The organism is Pandoraea sputorum (genome assembly GCF_000814845.2).
GTDB classification, from domain to species: Bacteria; Pseudomonadota; Gammaproteobacteria; order Burkholderiales; family Burkholderiaceae; genus Pandoraea; species Pandoraea sputorum.
In genome coordinates this window covers 3908418-3933614 of record NZ_CP010431.2, presented here as the reverse complement: position 1 = coordinate 3933614, position 25197 = coordinate 3908418, and the positions used below count along the sequence as shown (strand labels likewise).

Genomic DNA, 25197 nt, shown 5'->3' with positions numbered 1-25197 from the left:
GGATGGAGGGGAGTCGTCCAGGGAACTGGGTCATGTTGGCCATGCCGGGGTTAGACACGGTCACATCGGCCACTACCGAAAAAGTGCATTTCGATATCTCCGTCGCAGCGATGGGCATATCAGGATTGGTTGGTTGGGATTTCCTGCGCGATGCACTAACGTCATCGCACGCCGAACTTTTTCAGCAATACGGGGAATCCTGATATGAACATGAGCACAATGAAGCGCAGGTTGATCGTTCTGAGTGCATTCAGTGCATTGGCATTTTCAACGGCGTACACGCCGCATGCACAAGCACAGGCGAAGGAAGTCGTCATCGCGTATCAGGACATGGTCGTGCCCTGGCGCTACGCACAGGTCACGGGCGAGGTGGAGCGCGCCACCGGTTACAAGGTGACTTATCGCAAGCTTGGTAGCGGTGCCGATGTGATTCGCGCGTTGGCTTCCGGATCGGTGCAGCTCGGAGAGGCAGGATCGAGTCCGATTGCCGCGGGATTGTCGCAAGGTGTGGATCTGTCGCTGTTCTGGATTCTGGACAACATCAACGACGCCGAAGCGCTGGTCGCGCGGGACGGCTCCGGTGTGACATCCGTCAAACAACTGACCGGCAAGAAGGTCGGCGTCACCTTCGTCTCGACTTCGCACTTTCACACGCTCGTGGCGTTGCAGTCTGCGGGCGTCAATCCGTCCGACGTCAAGATCGTCAATCTGAGACCGCCTGAGATCGCGGCCGCATGGGAGCGCGGCGACATCGACGCCACCTACGTGTGGGACCCGGTGCTGGCGAAAGCCAAGAAGAACGGCAAGGTATTGATCACTTCCGGCGAAGTGGCGAAGGCCACCGGCAAGGCGACGTTTGACGGATTCGTGGCCGACCGCAAATTTGCCACCGCGAACAAGGAATTCCTCGACCATTTCGTGAAGGTGCTTGCGGCAACCGACGCGAGCTATCGGGACAACCCGCAGACGTGGGCTGTCGGTTCGCCGCAGGTCGCAGCGGTGGCCAAGGAGTCGGGCGCGAACGCGGCGGATGTCCCGGCAAGTCTGGCGCTGTACGCATTCCCCACCGCCGCTCAGCAGGCCTCCAACGTGTGGCTCGGGGGCGGCAAGCAATCGGGGGCCGCCAAATCCCTCGCGGCGACCGCGGCGTTTCTGAAAGAGCAGGGCACGATTCAGGCCGTGCTGCCGGACTACTCAGTCGGCGTCGATCCTCAATTCGCCCAGCGTGCCGCAGCGCGTTGAGTGAGCGTAATCCAATGAGTGGACTGGACATCCGGCGGCTGCATGTCGCCTATGAGGGCGCGCGCGGTACTGCGCCCACCATAGCGCTCGAGAACGTGAACCTGCATATCGGCACCGGGGAGTTTGTCGTTGCCCTTGGTGCTTCGGGTTGCGGGAAGACGACGTTGCTCAATTGCATTGCCGGGTTCCTGTCGGCGACCGAGGGGGATGTGAGCCTCGACGGGGTACCGGTGACGGGCCCTGGCGCCGAGCGTGGCGTGGTCTTCCAGCGATACGCGCTATTGCCGTGGCTGAATGTACTCGACAACGTCGCACTCGGGCTGCGGTTCCAGGGGATTTCGAAGGCGCAACGCCAGGCGAGCGCGCGTCGCACGTTGGCGTTGGTCGGCCTCGAACGCTTTGCGGAGTCGCGGGTGTACTCGCTATCGGGGGGCATGCAGCAGCGGGTCGGCATTGCGCGAGCGCTGGCCAACGATCCGCGTGTGCTCCTGATGGATGAACCGATGGGGGCGCTGGACGCCATGACAAGAGAGTCGATGCAGGAACTCGTTCTGGATATCTGGGAGCGCACCCACAAAACGATTTTCTTCATCACACATAGCGTGGAGGAAGCCCTTTTCCTCGGGACGCGCGTCATTGTCATGACGCCCAGCCCGGGGCGTATCGCCGAGAGCCACGAACTGCCGTTTTCGCGGCGGTTTCTCGAGTCTCGCGACGCCCGCGCCGTCAAGTCGTCGGCCGACTTTATCGAGTGGCGCGAGCGGCTCGTCCATCGACTGCGCGAGTCGCCTTCTCATGCATTGACGGTTTAAGTCTCATGTCATCCGAAATTTCCGCAGTGAAGGCCCCACGGGCAGCGTCGGCGTCGCAAGCGCCCAATGTCAGCCAGACGAAACGTACCGGCGCGTGGCGCATGCCGGGTGAGGGGCCTACTGCGCGGCTCAGTTTCCTGGCAGCGCTGTCGATTGGGGCGCTATGGTGGATATCGACCCATTTGCAGTGGCTGCCGCCCTTGTTTCTGCCGACGCCGGAAGCCGTATGGAGCGCCTTTCTCGATGCGATCCACGGTCGTATTCAAGGCGGCAGGCCCTTGTCGGAGCATCTCGCGTGGAGTGCATTGCGGGTCTTTGGTGCCTTCGCACTCGCCGCAGTGACGGCTGTGCCGGTGGGGATTCTCATGGGGGTCAGCCGCATCGCCCGGGGGGTACTCGATCCGGTACTTGAGTTCTATCGACCGCTCCCGCCGTTGGCCTATCTCCCGCTAGTCGTCATCTGGTTCGGCATCGATGAGGCCGCGAAGATCGTCGTCATTTACCTTGCCTGCTTTGCGCCGATAGCGATGGCGGCCCGGGCGGGCGCGCGTAGCGCAACCACCGAACAAATCCACGCGGCCTACTCGCTTGGGGGACGGCATCTGCAAGTGGTTCGCCACGTCATCCTACCGGCGGCGCTGCCCGAAATTCTGACGGGCTTACGCATCGCCGTCGGGTTCGGGTGGACCACACTGGTCGCCGCCGAGATGGTAGCGGCCACTGCGGGCCTCGGGCAGATGGTGCTCAACGGGTCGAGCTTTCTGCGCACGGACGTGGTTGTCATGGGCATCGTGCTTATCGGCGTTATCGCATGGTGTTTCGACCTGGGCATGCGAGCGTTGGAAAAGCGTCTCGTCCCCTGGCGCGGGCAATGATGCGCTGACGTGCGCAACCGATTGGCTTGCTAACAACAAATCGCGATAAGCATTTTCATAATTCACGCAAGCGGTTATCGGAGAGCCGCGCATAATTTGCTGCCTTCCATTGCCAAGCGCTCACCATGCAACCCCTTTCCCTGGCAGCAGCAGATCAATTCTCGACCGTCCGATTCGTGCTTACGGATATGGACGAGACGTTGACCTATCGGGGCCGTCTGCCCGCCGAAACATACACCGCACTGGCGCAACTGGAAGCGGGTGGCATTCGCGTGGTGCCCGTCACTGCGGCACCGGCCGGGTGGTGCGATCAGATGGCGCGCATGTGGCCCGTTGACGGTGTCATTGCCGAAAACGGCGGTTTGTTCTTGCAGCGTAGTTCGGACGGGCACCAGGTCGAACGGCATTTCTGGCATGCGCCCGATCACGTCGAACAGGTGCGTGAACAACTGAAGTCCATTGCACGGTCCGTCGAGGCAGCAGTGCCTGAGGCACAACAGGCCGACGATCAGGTGTTTCGGCTCACGAGCCTTGCCTATCGCCGTACTGGAACGGATACCGATACCCGTATCGTCAAGGCGCTTAGACAGGCGGGCGCGGATGCGACGATAAACAACCTGTGGGTGCTCGGCTGGGTCGGCGGCTACGACAAGTTGACGATGTCACTGCGAGTTCTCGCCGATGCATATGGCATTGACGCCGAATCCGCCTACGAGGTAGTCGCCTATTCCGGTGACTCCACCAACGACGCGCCGATGTTCGAGTTTTTCAAACACACGGCGGGCGTGAGCACGGTGACGGATTACCTACCGCATTTACCGGTTCCCCCGCGATGGATCACGCGTGGCCCAGGGGGCGCCGGTTTTGTGGAATTCGCCAACGCCATTCTCCGGTCGCGTTCGGCGCTACGTGGATAGTGGCCCGCTCTCACAGCACCGGGTGCGGGACATTCATGTCCACACAACAGACGACAGCGTCGACGCCGTCCTCGTGCTCACTCAGATACACATGCCCCACGCCGCTGTCGAAGTAGAGGCTGTCGCCTGGTGCCAGCCGGAACGCCGTGCCGTTCTCGAACTGCAACAACAAGTTGCCCGATAAGACGAAAACAAACTCCTCACCAGCGTGGCGAATGTAGTCGGGAAAGTCTTCCAGCTTCCGCGCGCGGATGTGCGCGCGCATCGGCACCATGCGCTTGTCGTGCAGATCGGAGGCGATCATGCCGTAGCGATAGTTCGGCGTCTCGTAGATCGCCTGCTTTCCGGCGGCGGTGAACGACGGAGTCATCGCGCCGCCGGGTGTCGACTCTTCGTCGCCGAAGATCGCGGAATAGTCCAGGTTCAACGCGCGCGCCAACGCACCGAATTTGTCGTACGTCAGCGCGATATCGCCGCGCTCCGCCTTCGAGATGGTGGAGACCGCCACGCCTGAGCGCTCGCTCAGCGCCTTGAGCGTTAGTCCAAGGGCGCTGCGCGCACTGCGCAGCCGTGCGCCCACTGTCTGATGGCTGATCTGGCTGATCTGGCTGATCTGCCCGCTCTCGCTCCGGGTCTGCTTCCGCTTGGCCGACGTCGGCGTCTTCTTTCGTGTAGGTGGCGTCATAGCACTTCACTGACCATGTCCCGTTCATATCCTCCGAACAAAACACGGCGTCGTTGATCTCGTTACGGTGTCGGTATTTTCTCGTATACGAGAATCATAATTCTCATATATGATAATTCACTTCGCCGCGAATCCGTCGAGTCTACGTTAGCGGCCGTTCATTCACTTCTCTTTTTCGAGTTCGCACCATGAAGAAAGACATCACGCGCATGCAAACCAACGGCCGCATGAGTCAGGTGGTCGTGGCTAACGGGGTTGTATATCTTGCGGGTCAGGTACCGGACACTGCGGGCGCGACGATTACCGATCAGACCATCGAAGTGCTCAAACACATCGACGCGCTGCTGGCCGAGGCGGGGATCGAAAAGACGCGTCTGCTCACTGCGAACATCTGGCTGTCCGACGCACGTCATTTCGACGAATTCAATCGCGTGTGGGACGTCTGGGTGCCGGATGGGCACGCCCCCACGCGTGCGTGTGTTCAATCGCTGCTGATGCGCGCTGGTTTCGACGTGGAAGTTTCCGTCACGGCGCTGGCATGACGGTCGACGTGCTTGTGCTCGGTGCTGGTATTGTCGGCACCTCCACCGCGATCCATCTTCAGCGTCGGGGGCTGAACACGGTCCTCGTCGACCGTGCCGCGCCCGGACGCGAGACGTCCTACGGGAACGCCGGACTGATACAGCGCGAAGGCGTGTATCCGTACGCGTTCGCCAGAGACATCGGAACGCTGCTTCGTTATGCGCGTAATCGGTCGACGGACGTGCGCTATCACCTGGCGGCACTGCCGGGCATCGCGCCATTTCTCGCGCGCTACTGGCACCACTCCGCAGCGCAGCGTCACGTGCAGATCGCCCGCCATTACAGCACCCTCATCGAGCATTGTCTGACGGAGCACAACGCCCTGATCGAACGCGCGGGCGCGCGGGATCTGCTGCGCGAAGGCGGCTGGCTGAAGATCTTCCACACGGCAGGCGCGTTCGACGCAGCGTACCGCGAAGCCGGGCGCTGGCGAAGCGAGTACGAAGTACCGTTCGAGCCGCTAGACGCCGCGCAGCTTCAGCGCGACGAACCGTCGCTCGCGACAACGCTGGCAGGCGCGATTCGCTACACGGCCTCCGGCTCGATACGCGATCCAGGCGAACTGGTGAGTCGCTATGCGCAACACTTCACGTCGCTCGGAGGACGCATCGTTCGGGGAGACGCCACCACATTGAAGCCTCACTGGCGCGTGCAAACCGAAGACGGCGAGATCGAAGGTCGGCATGCGGTCGTTGCGATGGGGCCATGGTCCGACACCGTCACGAAAGCGCTGGGCTACCGGCTGCCGTTAGTCGCCAAGCGCGGCTATCACCGGCATTTCCGCCCCGAGAACGGTGCAACGTTGAACCAAACGGTCCTGGATGCGGAGCGCGGCTTTGTGATGGCACCAATGAATCAGGGCATCCGTCTGACGACTGGCGTTGAACTTGCGTTGCGTGACGCCCCTCGCACGCCGGTTCAACTCGCGGCAGTGGAGCCGTTGGCCAGACGCGTGTTCCCGCTCGGCACGCCGGTCGAAGCGCAACCGTGGATGGGCAGTCGTCCTTGCACGCCCGATATGTTGCCGATCATCGGCCCGGCGCTGCGGCATCGCGATCTTTGGTTCGCGTTCGGTCACGCGCATCACGGGCTGACGCTCGGACCGGTGACGGGCCGTCTGATCGCAGAGATGATTTCGGGTGAGCGGACGCTGGTTGACCCGACGCCGTTTCGAGCCGACAGGTTCTGAAAAAATGCCCTTCGCGAGGAAGGGCAAAAATTTGCCGGAGTTTTGGCGAAGCCCGGCAAATCGTCAGACTGGCCCGCACTTGGCGGGCGAAATTCTGATCAAGCGTTCGGTTGAGCGCGAGATGCGGCGAGTCAAACAAAGGGATTCTCAACGCGAGGCCAGTAGTTGAGGCTGCGGTGGCGATAGGGAAGTGCTGCGAAGTCAGGCGTCAGTGCGCCCGGTGCCGCAAGATGCACAACGGCCTTCGCGCGCGGCGCAAATTCCGCCTGGAAGTGCTGTGTCGATTTCACGATCACCAGACGCTTGGCGTCCATCGCAATGCCGAGACCGGTGAACGCGTCGACCCCAATGACTTGTGTTCGTATGGAAACGAGCACGATGTCCAGACCGTTCGGCCCTTCGACCCAGACCGAGCGGCCGAGAGGAATCGACATGCCGCGAATACTCTGCGAGTGCGTATCGTGCACAGCGCGTATCGTGACCCGTAGATCGATGGGGTCGCCTGAGGCGGTGCCGCACTTCCCGCCGATCCGAAGATCGAGCGTGGCTCCGACACCGGCGTCCGCACAGATCTGAATGGCCCCCAGATCCCAGAAGCAACCCAGTGCGACGTTGGGGATGTCCCGCTCGACAATCCGTCGAAGGATGAAGGTGCTGTCACCCGGCGCACCCCCGCCCGGGTTGTCCGCCACATCCGCTACGACCACCGGACCGGTGCCGACGGCGAGTGCCGCGTCGAGGCCATGATCGAGATCGAGCCATTTGGGCTGGACTTCGTGGCGCAACGCCCAGAACTCGTTGCCCAACTGATGTGCGAGTGCGGCGGCGCGCTGCGGGTCGCCATCCGCAACGACCCAGAGCTTCGCACCGGCTTCGGGCACATCGCCCCACGGAAAGCCGTGACCCAACGAGACGGACAAAATGCCGTCATGCCCCTCGAACGACTTCATCCGGCGAACGAAGCCGGCCATCGGTTCCGTCGTGGTGTGCCATGCGCCGACCATCCGGCAATCGTGCACGGCAGTGACCGGCGAGACTTTTCGTTCGGCCGTCTGCGTCACGAGTCGATAGACTTCATGCAGTCGCTCGATGCCGTCGGTGTGCGGATACTCTTTGTAGGCGATGAGAATATTGGCCGCGTACTGCATCAGCTCGGTGAAGTGGCAGTGCGGATCGAGCGTCGCGGCAATGGGCACATCCGGGCCGACCACTTCGCGAATGCAAGCGAGGAGATCGCCTTCGCAGTCGTCGTGGTTTTGCGCAACCATCGCGCCGTGCAGCGTGAGGACGACGGCGTCCAGCGGCAGGGCGGCGCGCACACCGGCGACGATTTCGTCGCGCAATGTTTCATACACTTCGCGAATCACCGGGCCAGACGGCTGTGCCTCGGCACTCAGGCCTTCGGCCAGTTCGTGACCGTCCGCTTCGGCGAGACGACGAAGCTCGGCCATCATGTAGCCCACGCTATCGGACGCACGGATGCTGGCGTCGCCCCGGTAGATCCCGTTCTCCTGAAATCCACCCCATCCCGTGGGGCACGGCGCGAATGTGTTCGTTTCGGTGGAAAGGTTTGCCGCGAAGATCTTCATTGCGAGTCCAGAGGTGTGAAGGAGGTCGTTTCACACACTCTATGAGGACCGCATTGCCTGATTGTGAGCAGTGTGTATCGACATTGACACACACGACGGCGCACCCGTACACGTTCGTGCGACGCCTATTGCCTCGGTAGCACCACACGGGCGATCAGCCCGCCATCTCGCGCATTGAGCAACGTCAGCGAACCCGCGTGACGTTTGACGACATCGTTCGCGATGGCCAGCCCGAGTCCGGTGCCGCCGGTGTCCCGGCTGCGAGACCCCTCAAGCCGGAAGAACGGCTCCAGCACCCGTTCGAGATCGCGCTCCGGAATGCCGGGGCCACGATCCACGATATCGATCTGCACTTCGTCTTCGCCGTCGATCAGTTCGATGCGCGCCTCGCCGCCGTAGCGGATGGCATTCGCGACCAGATTGGTCAGGCAGCGCTTCAACGCCAGCGGTTGCGCGGGGAGTGGCGCGATAGCGCCGTGCACCGTGACTTTCTGACCGCTTTCCAGCGCATCTTCCGCAATGGCGTCCATCAGCGCATCGATATCGATGGGGCTGAATTCTTCGGTGACCGCCTCGTTACGAAGAAACGAGAGCGTCGCATCGAGCAACTGCGTCATTTCGTCGATGTCGGCAATCATCCGGTCGTTGAACTCCGAGCCTTCGAGCGTGCGTACGCGCAGGCGCATACGTGTGAGCGGCGTGCGTAAGTCATGCGACACCGCCGCCAGAAAGCGATTGCGGTCGTTGACCTGACGCCGGATGGCCGCCTGCATCGAGTTGAAGACGCGCGCCGCCTGACGCGCTTCGATGGGCCCCGCTTCGGGAATCGGCGGTGCGTCCATATTGCGCGACAACTCTGCCGCGCCAGCGGCGAGCGACCGGAACGGCACCGACAGCATGCGCGCTCCGATCCACGATGAGAAAAGCAGCGGCACGATCTGAACTGTGGCCGCCAGACTCAATTGCAGCCCGGTCGACATGCCGGGAGGCGCTCTGAAGGCGGCAGACGAATAGAACGTGTAAAGCAGCACCGCGGTGCCGGCTTGCGTCAACGCCACCATCACGAGCATGACGAACAGCAGTCGATAGAACGCGGAATCGAACGATGGCTTTTGCATGGAAGTTCCGGCCGGCGCGGTAGATGAGGATTCGAACATGCGCGCCATTATCCCGCGCGCATGTAGCAGCTTCGTCAACAGATTGTTTCAGGACGGAAACATCCGGGAGCACGCACCGTCCGTCTGAATCCCGCATGGGCGGGACGCCGCACTCAGGGGATCTATGTTTCACGCGCGATACAAAGTCCACATGAACCAGAAATATCGCACAAATAACGTTCATGCCGGAGCTAAGACTCCGATGAGCGTGGGCACACCGCGCAACACGATCCATACCGCGAAGGCATCGGCGATGACCGAAGCGCGGAAACCCCCGAGGAGACGACAGTGGCAATCAGACAGCATCGCAGGCGCAGTGCAGACACTTTGCACCGATTCAGACTTCGGCCCAACGGTGGCACCTGGCTGGTCGGTTCACTGCTGGGGCTGGCATCGGCCTATGGTCATGCGCAGACCGTGACACCGCCCGGTGCCGCGTCCGCGGTCAGCGCTGAAGCGGAGAACGCCAATCCGTCAGCCGACGCGAATGCCGTGGCGCCCGGCGCGGCGCAAACCGTGACCCCGGCCACGGCAAAGGACGGCGCGACGCTCAACACCGTCGTGGTGACGGCAACGCGCCGTCGCGAACCGGCACGCGAAGTGCCGATGCAGATCAACGTCATCTCGGCCGAAGAGTTGCAAAAGAGCGGTGCGAAGACGATGTCGGATTTTCTCTCGTCGGAGCCAGGCGTCGACCTCAATACGCAGGGCGGCAGTGGTTCGGGACAGATCAGCATGCGTGGCGTGACGACCGGCGAGCAAACGGGTCCGACCGTGGGCGTCTATGTCGATGACGTCGCCTTCGGCGGGAGCACGCTGTTCTCGCAAGGCGCGACGTTCGCGCTGGACATGAGTCTGCTTGACCTGAACCACATCGAAGTGCTGCGCGGGCCGCAGGGCACGCTTTACGGCGCGGGCGCGATGGGCGGATTGCTGAAGTACGTCACCAACGAGCCGGATACGAACACGTTCTCGGGGCAGGCGAGCGCGGGGTTGTCGACGACCAAGCATGGCGGCATCGGCAATACCGCCAGCGCAGTCCTCAATATCCCCATCAAGAACGATGTGGCGGCAGTCCGCGTGTCCGCGTTCAGTCAGCACGATGCCGGTTATATCGACGCCGTTGGGCCGCAGGCGGGCACGCGGGTCGACCGGGGCGATACGTACGGCGCACGCGCCTCGCTGCTGCTGACGCCCACGAGTCAGTTCACCGTGCGCCTGAGTGCGATTACCCAGAACATCAATCGCAACGCACCGAACTACGTCGCTTACGACAACAGCGGCAAGCCTGTCGACGGCGATCTGACCACGAGCATCTATGCACCCGAGCCGTTCCATCAGAACGTGCAGCTTTACTCGCTCGGCCTGGAGTATGACTTCGGATGGTCGCGTTTCAACTCGATCACGTCGTATCAGTCGGTGAAGACGAATGCGCCGCAGGATCTGTCGGTCGTCTACGTGCCAGCGCTGGCCGCGCTGGGGTTGAATCTGAACTCGGTCGTGGCGGCGAACATCGCGTCGACGAACAAGGTGACGCAAGAGTTTCGTCTGACGTCGCCCGGCAATCGTCAACTCGAATGGATTGCGGGACTCTTCTTCACGCGTGAGCGCAGCGAATCGGATCAGGGGATTGTCGCGGCGTTTGCTAACGGATCTTCGGCAAACCTTTCCTCGCTCACGGCACCGAGTACCTACACCGAATACGCGGCGTATGGAGACCTGACGTACCACGTGACGCCGAGATTGGCGCTCACCGGCGGTATGCGGATTGCCCACAATAATCAGAACTTCACTCAGACCACCGGTGGTCTGCTGGGCGGACTGGCACAGACGATTTCCGCCCCCTCGTCGGACACCAGCAAGACCTACATGCTGACGGCGAGCTACGGTCTCACCGAGAACAGCAACGTCTACGTTCGTGCGGCCAGCGGTTATCGCCCCGGGGGGCCGAACGCGCAACTCGTCAGCCCGATCACAGGGTTACCCGGTAACGGCAACGCCACGTTCCAGCCGGACACGCTGTGGACTTACGAAGCGGGCTACAAGGCCGACCTGTTCGATAAGCGTCTGTCGCTGTCGGCCACGGTCTACGACATCGAGTGGAAGAACATTCAGCAGCTCGGCGCAATCGAGGGTGTCAATCAAGTGCTCAATGCCGGTAATGCGCGCATCAAGGGGTTCGAGCTGGCCAGCAGCTTCCGTCCCGACCGGCACTGGAATTTCGGTGTCGGCTTCTCGTACATCGACGCCAAGCTGACGCAGGGCAATGCGACGACAGGCACGCAGTCGGGTGACCCGCTGCCGAACTCGGCGAAGTTCTCCGCGACGCTGACGGGCACGTACCACTTCTCGCTCGGCTCGTACGCCTCGTACGTCGGTATTGCGGAACGCTTTGTCGGCCGTCGCCATTCGGGCTTCAGCAATAGCTCCGGTCGCCCCGATTACCAACTCCCGGGCTACGCCGTCACCGACCTGCTGGCGGGGATCGACTTCGGCAAGGCGAGCCTGAACTTCTACTTGCGCAACCTGTTCGACCGTCGCGCGTTGCTGGCCGCGGGCACTGCACTGATGCCGATGGGTGGTCCGGCGCTGGTCAGCGTGGAGCGTCCGCGCACGTTCGGTGCCGTACTGACGGTGCCGTTCTAATCTTTGGAGGTTATCCAATGACTTTGCAACAACAAGATCTGCACGCCCGCCTTGACGCGCATCTCGCCCGATTCAACCGAAGCGATGCGCCGGGGCTCGTCGTCGGCGTCGCTCGCGACGGGCGCGCGCTCTATCGCAAGGGGTTCGGCATGACGAGCCTCGAACACGGTGTGGCCAATACACCGGCCACCCGCATGCGAATCGGCTCGACCAGCAAACACTTTGCCTGTCTTGCCGCGCTGCTGCTCGCGGAGGAGGGCAAGCTGGATATCGACGCGGGCATTCGCACCTATCTGCCCGAAGTCCCTGTGCCCGCAGGCGAGCCGACGCTGCGTCAACTGATGACGCACACCAGCGGTTATCGTTGCTATCTGGATTTGTCCGTCATTACGCAGGGGGTGTCGCCGATCGGGCGCGGCATGCCGCTGGAAATCGAACTGCGTCAGCAAGACGTCAATTTCCCGCCCGGCGAGCGCATGATGTATTGCAACGGCGGATACCACTTACTGTCGCAGATCATCGCGCGTGTCGGGGGCATGCCATTCGAGCAATTTCTGGACGAACGCATCTTTCGCGTGATGGGGATGAGCGATACGGAGTCCGTCAGCGACGACCTGCGCATTCGCCCGCGCATGGCTACGCAGCATGTGCCCGACGGCGAGGGGGGATATTTGCGCGGGCTGTTCCCTAGCTTCGATGTACTTGGGGAGGGCGGCATCGTCTCCACCATCGACGACATGCTGAGATGGGCCGCGCATTTGCGTCATCCGAGCCGACTGGGAAGCGCCGAAACGTGGCGCGAGATGCTGACCATGCCGACGTATTCGAGCGGCGAGACCGGCATATACGCGCTGGGCCTGATGCGCACAAAGTATCGCAACGTCGAAACCGTTCATCATGCGGGCGGCGTCTTCGGCGGCACGTGCCAGATGCTCACGGTGCCGTCGCACGCACTGGACATCGTTCTGATGAGCAACGGAGCGCCCATCGATCCCGCCGCGCTGGCGACCGAGATCGTGGATATCGTATTAGGCGACGACGTGCTTGGGCCGCCGCGACAGATGGCAGAGCCGATGTCGGAGAATCCGGGGCTTCTCGGTCAGTACCTGAGCGCCGATCCGGTTCAACTCGTGGAGATCGTAGAACGAGACGGGGGACTTTACGCGGCGACGAACAACGCGATGCACCCTGCGCAAGCGCTGATCGCAGACGAGCGTGGGTACCGTATCGAGGATGGCGCGGGCGCGCGGATACGCGTCATCCCGCACGAGCGGGCAGCGTCGGGTGACGTGCCTGCCATCGATTTCATCGAAAACGGCCACGTTGTCACGCTCCGGCGTTACGAAGGCGCGCCATCGGCCGAGGTGTTGCAGAAGGAGGGAGTCTGCGGTCGTTACTTCAGTCACGATGCCGATGCCCATGCGCTGATTTCGAAGGAAGACGGTGTTCTGGTGCTGTCCATTCGTGGTGCGACAGGTGGCGCGCGTTATCACCTCAACGCGCTCACCCGCGACGTCTGGACGTTCGGGCCCGCCGATGCGTCTGCACTCAGCGCCGGTGTAGTGCTTGTCGAGCGCGGTGAAGATAAGGCCACGCGGTTTTCGCTGTACACGTCCCGCACGCGCGGGCTGGCGTTCTCTCGGATCGGGTAATGAGGAAGTCGGGAGGGAACGCAGGTTCCCTCCCTTCCCGTCAGGACTTTGTAAACCGAAGGTTTCGGGTCCGGGCGGTGTTGACGGAAATTCCCTCCACAAGCCCGGTGTCCGGGTGCCTGACGATAGCCAGCGTTCCTGTGAGCATTGCGTTCGGACCGCCCGGTGAAAAGCGAAGCAGATCGCTTTCGACCTCAAAGACCTCGTAGCAGCATTCCCCTGCGTTGCCCGTCATCACCAGCGACATGACGGCGCGGCCGTCACCCTGAGGCTGTGCCTGCCCGAGCGGTCGCAACGTGGCGCGAGCGTCCGCTTCTTCGCTGAAATAGATGCCGCTCAGTTCTTCGATCGTTTCGACGTCTGGCGACGCCTGCGACACCACACGGCGAAAGGATGCCGGGTGACCGCAATGCACAATGCGCAAATGTCCGTTGTCATCCGGATCGATGGCGGTTCCCCATTGCAACCGGAATGTTCCGTCGCCACTCGACTCCGACGCAAATTCGCGTGTGCCGCCTTCCGGCGCATCGCGTTCATAGAGCGTGGGGATACCTGGTGCCAGCGGCCCGCTAAGCGTCATGCCGCCATCGCGCTCGACGACGTCGTAGACGACATCTCCGCTAGTGTCACGATAGGTGCCGGCGTAAGCAGAAGAGGCGAGCATTGGCGCGGGGGGAGGCAAGGGGTACGCCCGCATCCGGTCCGCCAGCAGTACGTCGAGCATGCGCAGCGAAAGTGCGGCAGGTGCCGGGATGGCGCCGTTACTCAACAACACGATGTCGACACCATACTCGGGCACGTACAACATCTGACACGTCCCTCCTACGACACCCCCCGCATGGTGAATCAGCTCACACCCGCGATAGTGAGTACGCTTCAGACCCATCATGTAATCGCTTCGCAGTCCGCTGGAGAAGGTTGGCGACGAGAACATCGCATCCCACGTGGCGCGACTGCCGACAGACTTCTCTGCGCGTAGATGGGCGCACCATCGCAGCATGTCGTCCACGCAGGATACGACGCAGCCTTCGCCCAGTATTTCTCGCGAGGGAAACAGACCTCGCTCGTAAGCCCCGTCGCTGCGTTTCACATGGCATGCGGCCATGCGGTTTCGAATCTGAAAGTCGTCGGACAGGCAGAACGTGTCGCTCATCCCCAGCGGTTCGAAGATTTCCGATGCGAGCAACGACCCGAACGATTGTCCGCTGGCACGTTCGATGGCGAGCGACACCAGGTGATATCCGCCGTTGCAGTACATCATCCGCTCCCCTGCCGGGAAGTTGACATGGGTCTGCCGACGCTGAATGTCCAGCAGATAGCCCGCCTGGGGTACCGCCAATCCGTTCGTGAGCAGCGAGATGTCGAGCGCGCAGCGCTGGCCGCTGGTGTGGTTCATGAGCGAGCGCAGCGTTGGCTCACCCGCGACGCCAGTCAGTTCCGGCAAATACCGGCGCACGGGCGCGTCTATATCGAGCGCTCCTGCCTCCTGAAGCAGCAGGGCGGCAAGGCAGGCCATGTGCTTCGTGGTCGAACCGATGCGCAGTCGGGTCCGCGCGTCGAGGGCAATGCCCAGTTCGACGTTCGCCATCCCGAAGGCGCGACGCAGTACGACCTTCCCGTCGATCGCCACACCGACGACGACGCCGGGCGCGTCGCTTCGATTGAAAGGACCAAAAAGCGCGATGAGCGCATCGTCGTCAAACGGTACCGGTGCTGACACGGCAATCCTCCTGAGTCACGTTGCGATTCGCTCGACATCGTCGACGCCCCACAAGCTGTCAGTCCCGAGGACATAGCCGTTCCGGTACTGGAACGAGGGCGCCCGATCCTCGGCCAGAAAGCAGGGGCCGTCGAGATCGACGCGGTCGCAGACCTGTCCGAGGAGGTAGGCCGGTGCCAGGCCGAGCGAGGTGCAGGGCATGCATCCGACCATGACCGACAGACCGAGATCGCGAATCGGGGCGACGAGCGAAAGCGCGCGCGTGAGACCGCCACATTTATCGAGCTTGATGTTGACGACGTCGTACCGGTGAGCGACATCGGTGAGGTCGGCCAGATCCTGAAACGATTCGTCGGCCGCGAGGCGAATCGGGTACGACATCGATTCGAGGCATGCGTCCTCGCCCACGGGCAAGGGCTGTTCGAGCAGGTCGACGCCGACTTGCTGCAAGACCGGCAGCATCCGGTGCATGTGGTCTTGCGTCCAGCCCTGATTGGCGTCCACGGCCAGTGCGACGTCGGGGCAAGCGTTGCGAATCGCAACGAGGCGCTCTGCGTCGAGCGCGTTCCCGTCCAGCTTGATCTTCAACGTCTTCGCGCCGACATAGCGACGGGCCGCATCGGCCATCGCTTCAGCTGTGTCGACGCCGACCGTGAGCGAGGTGCGCAGCGGACGCAGGCGTGCGCGTCCGGACAGTCGCGCGACAGTCATGCCGCACCGCTGGGCGGCCAGCGACCACAGCGCGGCATCGACGGCATTTCGCGCGCCACCGGCAGGTAACAGCGAGATGAGGTCTTCGCGGGAGATGCCGCGCTCGATGTCGGCACGCACGACGGCAATTTGTTCGGCCATGCTTTCCGGCGTCTCGCTCCGGTAGTAGACGCCAGCGGCTTCCCCCCGGCCACGGCACTGTCCCGACCTCAGTGAGACGACGAGGACTTCGGCCGCATCGACCGTGTGACCCGAGATGTGAAAAGGCGTGGCCAGCGGCCACCGTTCGATGCGAACGGAGAGGGTGCAGGGAATCGTCATAGGCGTTCAGGCTCGACGCATGAATAACTCATGCATAACGTTCGATGGCGAGGCGCACGGCGCTTGCCGCGTTGCGCATCAGGAGGCAGGCGATGATGAAGCCGGACAGCGATATGGCAACGATGGCCCAGATCAGACCGGTAGCGGTGCCATGCAGGTGATCCGACATCAGACCGATAGCGACGGGGCTGCCGGACTGCATCAGCACCGTCGTCAGCACGCCGATGGCCGCCACGCGTGAGCGCAGATACGGCGGACAGATGCTCTGCATCAGACCCGGAAACATGATCATTCCGGCCACGACGCACATGAATTGCGCGCCGAAGAGGAGGTAGACATACGACGCGGACGGTGCAATCAGATAACCGAGGCTGACGACGCAGGCCCCGAGCGCGCCCCATTCGCACACGCGCAGCGGCGCGAGCACACCGAGTCGGGCGGTGAGGCGACGTGCCACGAGCCAGCCGAGCACGCATCCGATCACGCTGCCCACCATCGCGGCGCTGCCGAGACCGGCACCGGCACTCGCGGGCGTTGCACCGAAGAAGCGCACGGCCACGACCGGCATCCAGCTTGTAATACCGGCGAAAGCCATGTTGATCAGTGCGATGGCCCCGAAGAAGCGAAGCATCATCGGCATCTCGCGACGGAAGTACTCACCGGCGGCCAGCCCCGGCGCTGCCGTCTCCCCGGTCGGGGATGCGGCGTCCGAGTGCGCGTAACGAGGACGAATCATCGCGACGATCAGCACCAGCAGCGGTGCAGGCACAGCAACGGCGAAGAACGCAATCCGCCACGCCGACGTACCCGCCAGCCCGAAGGGCAGCGTGCCATGCAGCGTATCGATCCCCTGAATCAGCAGCCCGCCGAGCGCCATGCCCGCACCTGCGCTCAACAGATTGACCATCGCAAAGACGGAGTTGGCGAGGATGCGCTGTCGTGCGGGAAAGAGGTCGGGCAGCAAGCCGTAAATGATCGGCATGAGTCCCGCTTCGCCGATGCCCAGCCCAATGGAGGCGATAAAGAGTGTCCAGAAGCCGGTCGCGAGACCGCACGCGGCCGTTGCCGCACTCCAGAGCAGGATGCAAAGCGCCAGCACGGCACGTCGGTCCATCCGGTCCGCCAGCCATCCGATGGGGAGGGCGGCCGCACCGGCGAAGAGCGCGATACCGGCCCCCTGCAACAACCCGACCTGAATGTCGGCAAGGCCGAATTCGGCGCGGATGAGTTCGGCCAGAAGTACCAGCATCTGGCGGTCCACGTTGGCAAAGAAGGTCACGACGACGAGGGCAAGGAGCCCGAGCCACGCGCCGACCCCAGCGTATCGCGCGCGGTGCGCCCTGGCGGCATACCCCGGCGTGCCCGGCATGTCCGGCATGTCCGGTGTATCGGTGTTCGTTTCCAGCATTTGAAGTCCAGTAGTAGGGCGAGTGGAGCGTCTGACGCGTCAGCGCGCGAGGTTGCTGGCGGGGTGGGTGGCGAAGGGGCGGGCGGTCATTGCGCGAACCGCTCGTTGCCGACCAGGCCGATGCGCGTCACGCCCAGCTTTTGCGCGGACGCCATAACCATCGCAACCGCCCGGTAGGGGGCCTGTGCATCGGCCCGCAAGTGCAGCTCGGTGGGCGGCGTGGAAGTCGCAGCGTCGGTGAGATGGGTTTCCAGTTGCGCGCGGTCGGCAAGCGGCGAGCCGTCCCACGCCACGACACCGCTTGCGTCGACGTCGACCTGCACGACGAGCGGCGGCGCTGGCGGTGCGGCATTGGAAGGCGTGGGCATGTCGAGTTTGACGGCATGCGTCTGGATCGGGATGGTGAGGATCAGCATGATCAGCAGCACCAGCATGACGTCGATGAGCGGCGTCGTGTTGATTTCCACCATGATGTCGCTGTTCTCGCCAGCGCCCGATGGCATGGTCATGGCCATGGCAGTCTCCTGGGGTGGTGCGCGCCCCGCGCTATTGGCGCGGCGGCGCTTCGGTGATGAAGTCGACCTTGGCGATGCCCGCACGCTGGCACGCCAGGACAACGCGTCCAATCGCGGCGTAACGCGCATCGAGGTCGCCGCGAATATGGACTTCGGGCTGTGGGGTCAGCACGGCGACCGCCTTGAGTTTGTCCAGCAGCGTCGCGGCGTCGGGAATGCGTCGCTCGTCCCAATACACCTCGCCATCGTGGGTGACGGCGAGGACAATGTTCTGGGGCGTGGTCTGCAGCGGTTGAACCGCTTCCTTCGGCAGCGTGACGGGCACGGTGTGCGAGACCACGGGAATGGTGATCAGGAAGATGATGAGCAACACCAGCATCACGTCGACGAGCGGCGTCGTGTTGATCGTCGCCATGACCTCGTCGTGCTCTGCGCCACCCTCCCCACTGGATACGGTCATCGCCATGACATCACCCCACGCGAGCGACTTGCGAGGTGCGCGTCGCGACGATGGCCGACGCGGTCGTCTTGCCCGTAAGCAACACGTTGTGCACTTCGCTGCCGAACTCGCGCACGCGTTCCATGACGGCCTTGTTGCGGCGTACGAGCCAGTTGTAGCCCAGCACCGCGGGCACGGCCACAGCCAGACCGATGGCCGTCATGATCAGCGCTTCGCCGACCGGCCCCGCCACCTTGTCGATGGACGCCTGACCGGCAATGCCGATGGCGGTGAGCGCGTGATAGATGCCCCACACCGTGCCGAAGAGGCCGACGAACGGTGCGGTCGAGCCGACCGTGCCCAGGAACGACAGCCCGTCCTGGAGGCGATTCGAGACGCCTGTCATCGAGCGTTCGATAGCGGTGGCGACCCAGGTATTCAGATCGACCTGTTCGAGCAGCGCACCGTGGTGATGGTCGCGTGCCGACAAGCCGGTCTCGGCGATGAAGCGAAACGGGCTGCCCTCATCGAGCGAGCGCACGCCTTCGGAGAGCGACGACGCACTCCAGAATTTCTGCTCCGCCGCGCGCGCCCGGCGCAGCACCTTGGCCTGTTCGAGCAGCTTGGCAACGATGATGTACCAGCTCCCCATCGACATGATCACGAGGATTAGCAGGGTCCCGCGAGCGATCATGTCGCCGCCTTCCCAGAGGGCTTCCAGACCGTAGGGGTTCGTCACCGTGGTGGCGGCATGTGCGCTGAGCGACGCAAACGCCGTCATCATCGATACCACGGCCATGGGGGCCGCGAGACCGCGTGCACGCGGCGTGACGCGAGATTGGAACTGAAACATGGTTGTCTCCTCGACGTAGATCAGGGTGGAAAATGGGCTGCTGCGCACAGCCTCAATTGAGTTGGAAATCGAACGGGACTTGCACGCGGACCTCCTGTCCTTGTGCGACGCACTGGAACTGGCGTACGGCGTTCTCGGCGGCACGGTCCAGCACCGGCGCGGCAGAACGGGCGACGCGAAGCTGTTTGATCTGTCCGTCGGTGCCGACCACGAACTCGACGAGCACACTGCCCGTGATGTTGTCGCGCTGGGCTTCTCGCGGATAACGGATCGCGGCGCGCACTTGTGCTGAGTTAGGGCAGACGACGCCGACGTTGGCGGGCACGGGCTTGCTTACGGGCGGTGCGGGCGGCGCGACCGGGGCCGTCTCGACGGGCTTGTCGGCCTGCGCGGCGATGGCGTTCGGCTGTGGCGCACTCTGCACCTGCACTTCGGGCGGCGGTACGTAAGCCTTGGGCTGCACGACGGGGCGCGGTGCCGGTGCGATCTTCTTCACCGGCGGTGGCGGGGGCGGCGGAGGAGGCGGTTTGATCTCCTCGATGATTCGTGTCTCAATGGGCGCCTGAATGATCGTCGCGACCCGGGTGGCGAGGCCACTGAGCAAGGCGTACAGAATCAGGGCGTGCAGCAGCAGTGCAACACCGATACCGAACAGTCTCCGGGCGGGCGGTTTGGGTTGGGCGTAATTCATGGACTACGTGTCTCCTGCCTGCTTATGTCTTGTGTGGAGCCACGTTACGGTGTGGGTATTTCTGGTTCATCTCGACTTTGTATCGGGTTTGATACATAGCGCAGACGATGCCAACACGACGCGCAGTCGACATGCAGTCGACATGCAGTCGACCAATGGGCCTACCCGGCAAATGTTTCAGGACTGCAACAATGCAGCAAGAATGCCAGCACGTTCCTCGCGGATAATCAGGGCATGGAGACGCCGGGCGTGGGGAAGGGAAGGGGAAGAACGCCCCGACGTGTCGGAGACTAGAAAAGGAAAACCATCATGGCAACGCATGTACTTGTCGTCGACGACGATGCGCAGATCCGCAGTCTGCTTTGCGATTGCCTTGCCGACTTCGGCATGACCTGCATGCAGGCGGCCAACGGCGAGGAGATGCACCGGGTGCTGGCGCACAGCGACATCGACATCGTCGTGCTCGACCTGATGTTGCCGGACAGCGATGGCCTGACGCTTTGCCGGGAGTTGCGCACGACGTCGGACATCCCGATCATCATGCTCACGGCGCGCGGCGAGATGACCGACCGGATCGTGGGGCTTGAGCTTGGCGCAGACGACTATGTCGTGAAGCCGTTCGAGCCGCGCGAACTGGTGGCGCGAATCCAGACGATTTTGCGTCGCACGAAAGCGCAGGCGAGATCGGCGACCGAGCAGAAAGACGAGCGGAAATTTGCGGGATGGCGTCTGAGCCTGATCGGCCGACATCTCATTGCCCCGGATAACACGGTCATCCCGCTGTCCAATGCGGAGTTCCGGCTGCTCAATGCGTTTCTTTCCGCACCGGGGCGCGTGCTCAGTCGCGAGTACCTGATGGATACGGCGCGGGGGAAGTCCATCGATGCGTTCGACCGCAGCATCGACGTCCAGATATCGAGGCTGCGGCACAAACTGCGCGAAGACATCAAGGAGCCGCGCTTGCTGCGCACGATTCGCGGCGAAGGCTACATGCTCGACGTGCGCGCACAAGCGGAGAGTTAGTCGGGGCGTTAGTCGGAGCGTTAGTCCGACCCGCCCGTGGAAGCATCTTCGAGCGGTTGGTGCACGGCACGTGAGTCGGACATCGGCCGCGCATCGCATGGCTTGGCAACGCGATACGTGGCCTGAGTGCCATCACGCCTGCTGACGCGTCGCTGCCAGCACGATCTCCCGAATGCACACCCCGTCCGGCTGCGAGTATGCGAAGTAGATGGCGTTGGCCACATCTTCCGCCGACAGCACCTTACCGCCCATGTCCGCTTTCCACGCTTCGTAGCCTGTCTTGATGGCGTCGTCGGTGGTGTGGCTGAGCAGGTCGGTGTCCACCGCCCCCGGGGCGATGGTCACGACACGCACGTTATGTGCCGACAACTCCTCGCGCAGGTTCTCCGACAGTCCATGCACGGCGAACTTCGTGCCGACGTACGCGACGTGATTGGGGAACGTCTTGCGACCCGCCACCGAGCTGATGTTGATGATAGTGCCGTGCTTGCGCGCGACCATGCCCGAAGCGACGGCATGCACGCCGTTGAGCACCCCTTTGACGTTCACGTCGATCATGCCGTCCCATTCCTGCGGATCCTGACGCGTCACGTCACCCAGCAGCATCACACCGGCGTTGTTGACGATGGCGTCCGCCGGACCGAAACGCTCTTCGGCTTCGCGCACGGCAGCGTCGAGCGCGTTTCTGTCGGTGACGTCGACCGATCGTGCGAGCGTGTTCGGCAGATCCAGCGACTGCATTTTGTCCAGTCGGCGCGCGAGCAACAGCAGCGCATGGCCGTGCGACGAGAAGAGGCGGGCGGTCGCGACGCCAATGCCGGAACTACCACCGGTGATGACGACGAGGGGCTTTTGCGATGCACTCATGAGAGACCTCCGGGTATCGGTGCGATTTATGTGTAAGCGTTGAATCAAAGTCTAGACACAAATGCCGACGGCGAAAAATGCATTATTCTTTTCGCAGGAATCGGAGAAACTTATGGATGGTCGTCAGCTAAAGGCGTTTATCGCCGTCTTTGAAGAGCGCAACATCACGGGGGCCGCGCGCCGTCTTCATCTTAGTCAGCCCGCGTTGTCCGGCACGATCAAGAGTCTTGAGGACTTGCTGGGCACGCAACTCTTTCTACGCGAAGCGCGCGGCGTCGCCGTGACCGAAGCCGCTCGCATACTGTATCCGCAAGCGCGTCGGATTCTGTCTCAGACCGAATCCATGACGAGACAATTCCGTCAAAGTGGGCATGTTTCGGGTATCGATATCGGAATTGAGGCTGATATTGCTGCGCAGGATGTCGCACGATTTCTTGGTCTGGCGCAGCAAGCGGTGCCCGCGCTGTTCGTAAGTCTGCTCGACGGCTGCAAGGGCGATGCGCGCCTGTCCACCGAGGACGCGCGCTGTGAGGATGAACTGTTCTTGCCGCTCTTCGTCGAGCCTTACGTGCTGGCGATTCCCGAGGGGCGCGATGCCGATGCTCTGCAGTGGATCGTCTGCCCGACGCATCCGACACACCAGCGCTTGCTGCCCTACTACGGCGCGGCGGCGGGCACACCGGCCGCGCATGCGGAAACGCTTGGGCTGGCGCTGAGTCTGGTGGCGGCCGGGTTGGGGGCCTGCGTCGCGCCGGAGTCGTTGGCGCGGGGCGGTGCCGGGATTGCCGTTCGGTCAATCGACGGATTTGAAATGTCGCGCCGCGTGGGCCTTTGCTACGCCGTGCAGGCGTTGGACAAACCCGTTCTGGCGATGCTGGTCGAGCAATTGCGGGCCAATGCGTCGGCGGTGTCGGCGTTGGCCTAAGGTATTGAGGTTCATCGCCGAAGGGCACTTGACGCGCAACCAACCAACTAGTAGATTGGCTGACATTGGACGCTGTCATCGGCGTCGAACCCGCGCGTGAGGTCGGGCTTCACGCGCCATTTCGTCTAATCGAGTTAAGGACTATGAGCGTCGAGCTGTCTCCCCGAGCGACCGAAATCGCAGATCACACGAAGCAACTACTGGCGGCGGGCGGTTATCACGGGTTCAGCTACGCCGATCTGTCCGAGCGGGTGAACATTGGCAAGGCCAGCATTCATCATCACTTTCCGAGCAAAGCGGATCTGGTGCTGACGGTGGTCAAGCGGCATCGCGAGCAGGCGCGCGACGGGCTGGCGGCGCTTGATCGCCACGTGGCCGATCCGACGGCACGCCTCACCGCCTACACGAATTACTGGGCGGAGTGCATTCGCGACGGCTCGATGCCTATGTGCATCTGCGCCATGCTGGCGGCTGAATTACCGATGATCCCGGCGGAAATTGCCGACGAGGTGCGTCGCTATTTCGACGATCTGACGGCATGGCTCGCATCGGTGCTCGAAGTCGGTGTGGCGCAGGGGCAGTTCCGGTTGAACGGCAGCGCGCTGGTCGAGGCGCAGGCGTTCATGTCTACGGTGCACGGCGCCATGCTGACGGCACGGGCATTGGGCAACGCGGATTCGTTTCAGGCGATTTCGCAAGTGGCGATCAGCCGTTTGAATGACGCGAAAGGCGTCTGAGGAAATGACGTCGATGCACTGACGTCGACGCACTGATCGTCGTTCGGACGAGCAGGCACGAAAGGGCGCAATTGCGCCCACTTTTTGAAGTATGAAACCAACCAACTAGTCGGTCGAAGGAGTCCCCTCCATGCCTCATCCTATTTCCACCTTGGGCGCGGTGCATACCGCCATCAGTGTTGTGACGTTCGCGGCGGGTATCGCCAGCTTCGTCCGCTATCGAAAGATCGATCCAGGCAGTCGTTCCGGCCGACTCTATCTGGTCGGAATGTTGGTTTCGGTGCTCACGTCGTTCGGGCTGTCGAGTACCGGCGGGTTCAACGTTGGTCATGCGCTTGGCATTCTGGCGTTGCTCGCCACGCTGGGTGGCTTGCTGATCCCGAAGATCGATTTTCTGGGACGTGTGCGCCCGTACCTCTCCCAGTTCGCTTTCGGATTCAGCTTCTTTCTGCTGCTAGTACCGGGGATCAACGAGACGCTGACGCGCTTGCCTGCGAGCCATCCGCTCGCGAGCGGTCCGGAGTCGCCGCTCGTGCGCGGCGCGCTCGGCACGTGGTTGGGCATCTTCGTACTCGGCTCGATCGTGCAATTCCTGTGGCTTCGTTCGCAACGTAGCCGCGCGCAAAAGACGGTGTGAGCGAATGTGCGGGAGGGCGTCGAGATGATTCGACGCTCTTACCCCTCCCGCTTCGATGCAGTATCAGACGACGCCGTCGAGCGCGAAGTCGACCGCTGCCATCGCGTGCAATTCGGTGGTGTCGAACAGCAGCAGGTCGGTGTGTTCCGGCTTCACCAGAAGCGAAATCTCGGTGCAGCCGAGGACGATGGCTTGTGCGCCGCGTGCGGCGAGCCGTTGCATCACATCCAGGTAGACGGCGCGCGACGCGTCGCTGACGACGCCGACACAAAGCTCGTCGTAAATCACACGATGCACGGCGGCGCGGTCGTCGCTGTCCGGCACGAGCACGTCGAGTCCGAACTTCTGATGCAGTCGTGATTTGATGAAATCCTGCTCCATCGTGAACGCCGTCCCTAACAGGCCGACGCAGGTAATCTCGCGTGCCTTTGCGGCATGTCCGACCGGATCTGCCACGTGGATGAGCGGGATCGAGACGGCGTCTTCGATGTAGTTCGCGAGCTTGTGCATCGTATTCGTGCACAACACCACACAGTCCGCACCGCCCGCTTCCAGACGCTTCGCCGCCTCGCGCAACATCACACCGGCGTCATCCCAGCGTCCTTCATGCTGGGCACGCTCGATCGGGCCGAAATCCACGCTGAACATCAGTGTCTGCGCTGAGCGCAGCGGGCCGAGTTTCGCCTGCACCGCCTCGTTGACGATGCGGTAGTACTCCACGCTGGATTGCCAGCTCATGCCGCCGATCAGGCCGATAGTGCGCATGAATATTCCTTGTTCGGTGAAGAAGACTTGCCGCCGCATTGGCGACGACCTGGCAGTGACCTGTGATGCGGCGATCGCGACCAAATTCCTCTAATACTACCCGGCGACCGTCGATGCAGCGAACGAGGTCACGCTGTGCGAGTAAGTCATGCGCGACACGACGGCATGATTCGCGGCGACGTGCGGTATTGGTTACGCATGTGCAGGCCCACTACGTAGGATCACGTAGACGATAATCA

25 protein-coding genes are annotated in these 25197 nt (G+C 62.7%); 13 read left to right on the top strand and 12 right to left on the bottom strand.

From position 1 onward, the window contains the following. Window positions 1-32: 32 nt before the first annotated feature. From NA29_RS25830 to NA29_RS17270, 5 genes are all read left to right on the top strand, one after another. Complete coding sequence (locus tag NA29_RS25830) at window positions 33-203, top strand: hypothetical protein (protein ID WP_157127419.1); 171 nt, start codon at window positions 33-35, stop codon at window positions 201-203. 16 nt (window positions 204-219) lie between these two features. After that, window positions 220-1242 carry a taurine ABC transporter substrate-binding protein gene (tauA, locus tag NA29_RS17285; protein ID WP_084104263.1) on the top strand — a complete coding sequence of 341 codons (1023 nt, stop codon included), beginning with the start codon at window positions 220-222 and terminating at the stop codon, window positions 1240-1242. Between the two features lie 14 nt (window positions 1243-1256). Next, window positions 1257-2054, top strand: coding sequence for a taurine ABC transporter ATP-binding protein (locus tag NA29_RS17280; RefSeq protein WP_039399880.1), 798 nt, complete (start codon window positions 1257-1259; stop codon window positions 2052-2054). Between the two features lie 5 nt (window positions 2055-2059). After that, the gene (locus NA29_RS17275) at window positions 2060-2929 is read left to right on the top strand and encodes an ABC transporter permease subunit (protein ID WP_039399878.1); all 870 of its coding nucleotides are present in this window, start codon (window positions 2060-2062) and stop codon (window positions 2927-2929) included. Window positions 2930-3054: 125 nt separating this feature from the next. Next, window positions 3055-3846 carry an HAD family hydrolase gene (locus tag NA29_RS17270; RefSeq protein ID WP_039399875.1) on the top strand — a complete coding sequence of 264 codons (792 nt, stop codon included), beginning with the start codon at window positions 3055-3057 and terminating at the stop codon, window positions 3844-3846. Window positions 3847-3856: 10 nt separating this feature from the next. On the opposite strand, the gene NA29_RS17265 is transcribed toward NA29_RS17270, so the two are convergent. Next, window positions 3857-4531 carry a helix-turn-helix domain-containing protein gene (locus tag NA29_RS17265; RefSeq protein ID WP_039399872.1) on the bottom strand — a complete coding sequence of 225 codons (675 nt, stop codon included), beginning with the start codon at window positions 4529-4531 and terminating at the stop codon, window positions 3857-3859. A 188-nt stretch (window positions 4532-4719) separates the two neighbouring features. Between NA29_RS17265 and NA29_RS17260 the strand changes: the two genes are divergently transcribed. Both NA29_RS17260 and NA29_RS17255 read left to right on the top strand, forming a co-directional pair. Next, a complete protein-coding gene (locus NA29_RS17260) occupies window positions 4720-5073 on the top strand; it encodes a RidA family protein (RefSeq protein WP_039399870.1) in 354 nt (117 codons plus the stop codon). Beyond that, complete coding sequence (locus NA29_RS17255; RefSeq protein WP_039399867.1) at window positions 5070-6302, top strand: NAD(P)/FAD-dependent oxidoreductase; 1233 nt, start codon at window positions 5070-5072, stop codon at window positions 6300-6302. The genes NA29_RS17260 and NA29_RS17255 overlap by 4 nt, the downstream gene beginning before the upstream one ends. A 131-nt stretch (window positions 6303-6433) precedes the next feature. Here the strand turns inward: NA29_RS17255 and NA29_RS17250 are convergent, their stop codons facing one another. Next, complete coding sequence (locus NA29_RS17250; RefSeq protein ID WP_039399865.1) at window positions 6434-7891, bottom strand: M81 family metallopeptidase; 1458 nt, start codon at window positions 7889-7891, stop codon at window positions 6434-6436. A 125-nt stretch (window positions 7892-8016) separates the two neighbouring features. Further along, a complete protein-coding gene (locus NA29_RS17245) occupies window positions 8017-9009 on the bottom strand; it encodes an ATP-binding protein (RefSeq protein WP_224786904.1) in 993 nt (330 codons plus the stop codon). A gap of 366 nt (window positions 9010-9375) precedes the next feature. Here NA29_RS17245 and NA29_RS17240 point away from each other — a divergent pair, with 366 nt between their 5' ends. Then, window positions 9376-11694, top strand: a complete 2319-nt coding sequence (locus tag NA29_RS17240; protein WP_224786905.1) for a TonB-dependent receptor — start codon at window positions 9376-9378, stop codon at window positions 11692-11694. Window positions 11695-11711: 17 nt separating this feature from the next. Continuing rightward, window positions 11712-13346, top strand: coding sequence for a serine hydrolase domain-containing protein (locus NA29_RS17235; RefSeq protein ID WP_039399862.1), 1635 nt, complete (start codon window positions 11712-11714; stop codon window positions 13344-13346). A gap of 40 nt (window positions 13347-13386) precedes the next feature. On the opposite strand, the gene NA29_RS17230 is transcribed toward NA29_RS17235, so the two are convergent. The 7 genes from NA29_RS17230 to NA29_RS17200 all read right to left on the bottom strand — a co-directional run bounded on the left by NA29_RS17230 (window position 13387) and on the right by NA29_RS17200 (window position 20004). Continuing rightward, complete coding sequence (locus NA29_RS17230; protein ID WP_052253018.1) at window positions 13387-15066, bottom strand: serine hydrolase domain-containing protein; 1680 nt, start codon at window positions 15064-15066, stop codon at window positions 13387-13389. A 15-nt stretch (window positions 15067-15081) separates the two neighbouring features. Beyond that, window positions 15082-16098 carry a dipeptide epimerase gene (locus tag NA29_RS17225; protein WP_039399860.1) on the bottom strand — a complete coding sequence of 339 codons (1017 nt, stop codon included), beginning with the start codon at window positions 16096-16098 and terminating at the stop codon, window positions 15082-15084. Between the two features lie 28 nt (window positions 16099-16126). After that, window positions 16127-17506, bottom strand: a complete 1380-nt coding sequence (locus NA29_RS17220) for an MFS transporter (protein ID WP_039399857.1) — start codon at window positions 17504-17506, stop codon at window positions 16127-16129. An 86-nt stretch (window positions 17507-17592) separates the two neighbouring features. Further along, entirely contained in the window at window positions 17593-18021 is a 429-nt protein-coding gene (locus NA29_RS17215) for an ExbD/TolR family protein (protein WP_039399854.1), read from the bottom strand. A gap of 31 nt (window positions 18022-18052) precedes the next feature. Further along, complete coding sequence (locus NA29_RS17210; protein ID WP_039399851.1) at window positions 18053-18487, bottom strand: ExbD/TolR family protein; 435 nt, start codon at window positions 18485-18487, stop codon at window positions 18053-18055. Between the two features lie 4 nt (window positions 18488-18491). Continuing rightward, complete coding sequence (locus tag NA29_RS17205) at window positions 18492-19313, bottom strand: MotA/TolQ/ExbB proton channel family protein (RefSeq protein WP_084103863.1); 822 nt, start codon at window positions 19311-19313, stop codon at window positions 18492-18494. Window positions 19314-19365: 52 nt separating this feature from the next. Then, window positions 19366-20004 carry an energy transducer TonB gene (locus NA29_RS17200; RefSeq protein WP_039399848.1) on the bottom strand — a complete coding sequence of 213 codons (639 nt, stop codon included), beginning with the start codon at window positions 20002-20004 and terminating at the stop codon, window positions 19366-19368. A gap of 309 nt (window positions 20005-20313) precedes the next feature. Between NA29_RS17200 and NA29_RS17195 the strand changes: the two genes are divergently transcribed. Further along, entirely contained in the window at window positions 20314-21027 is a 714-nt protein-coding gene (locus NA29_RS17195; protein WP_039399846.1) for a response regulator, read from the top strand. A gap of 132 nt (window positions 21028-21159) precedes the next feature. On the opposite strand, the gene NA29_RS17190 is transcribed toward NA29_RS17195, so the two are convergent. Continuing rightward, on the bottom strand, window positions 21160-21894 hold the full coding sequence (locus tag NA29_RS17190; protein ID WP_039399845.1) for an SDR family oxidoreductase: 735 nt from the start codon (window positions 21892-21894) through the stop codon (window positions 21160-21162). Between the two features lie 112 nt (window positions 21895-22006). Between NA29_RS17190 and NA29_RS17185 the strand changes: the two genes are divergently transcribed. The 3 genes from NA29_RS17185 to NA29_RS17175 all read left to right on the top strand — a co-directional run bounded on the left by NA29_RS17185 (window position 22007) and on the right by NA29_RS17175 (window position 24193). After that, window positions 22007-22819, top strand: a complete 813-nt coding sequence (locus NA29_RS17185) for a LysR family transcriptional regulator (RefSeq protein WP_039403872.1) — start codon at window positions 22007-22009, stop codon at window positions 22817-22819. A 143-nt stretch (window positions 22820-22962) separates the two neighbouring features. Continuing rightward, entirely contained in the window at window positions 22963-23556 is a 594-nt protein-coding gene (locus NA29_RS17180; RefSeq protein ID WP_039399843.1) for a TetR/AcrR family transcriptional regulator, read from the top strand. A gap of 130 nt (window positions 23557-23686) precedes the next feature. Then, window positions 23687-24193: a hypothetical protein gene (locus tag NA29_RS17175; RefSeq protein ID WP_039399842.1), complete on the top strand. Its 507-nt coding sequence runs from the start codon at window positions 23687-23689 to the stop codon at window positions 24191-24193. Between the two features lie 63 nt (window positions 24194-24256). Here NA29_RS17175 and NA29_RS17170 read toward each other — a convergent pair whose 3' ends face one another. Further along, window positions 24257-24958, bottom strand: a complete 702-nt coding sequence (locus NA29_RS17170) for an aspartate/glutamate racemase family protein (RefSeq protein ID WP_039403870.1) — start codon at window positions 24956-24958, stop codon at window positions 24257-24259. Window positions 24959-25197: the final 239 nt, after the last annotated feature.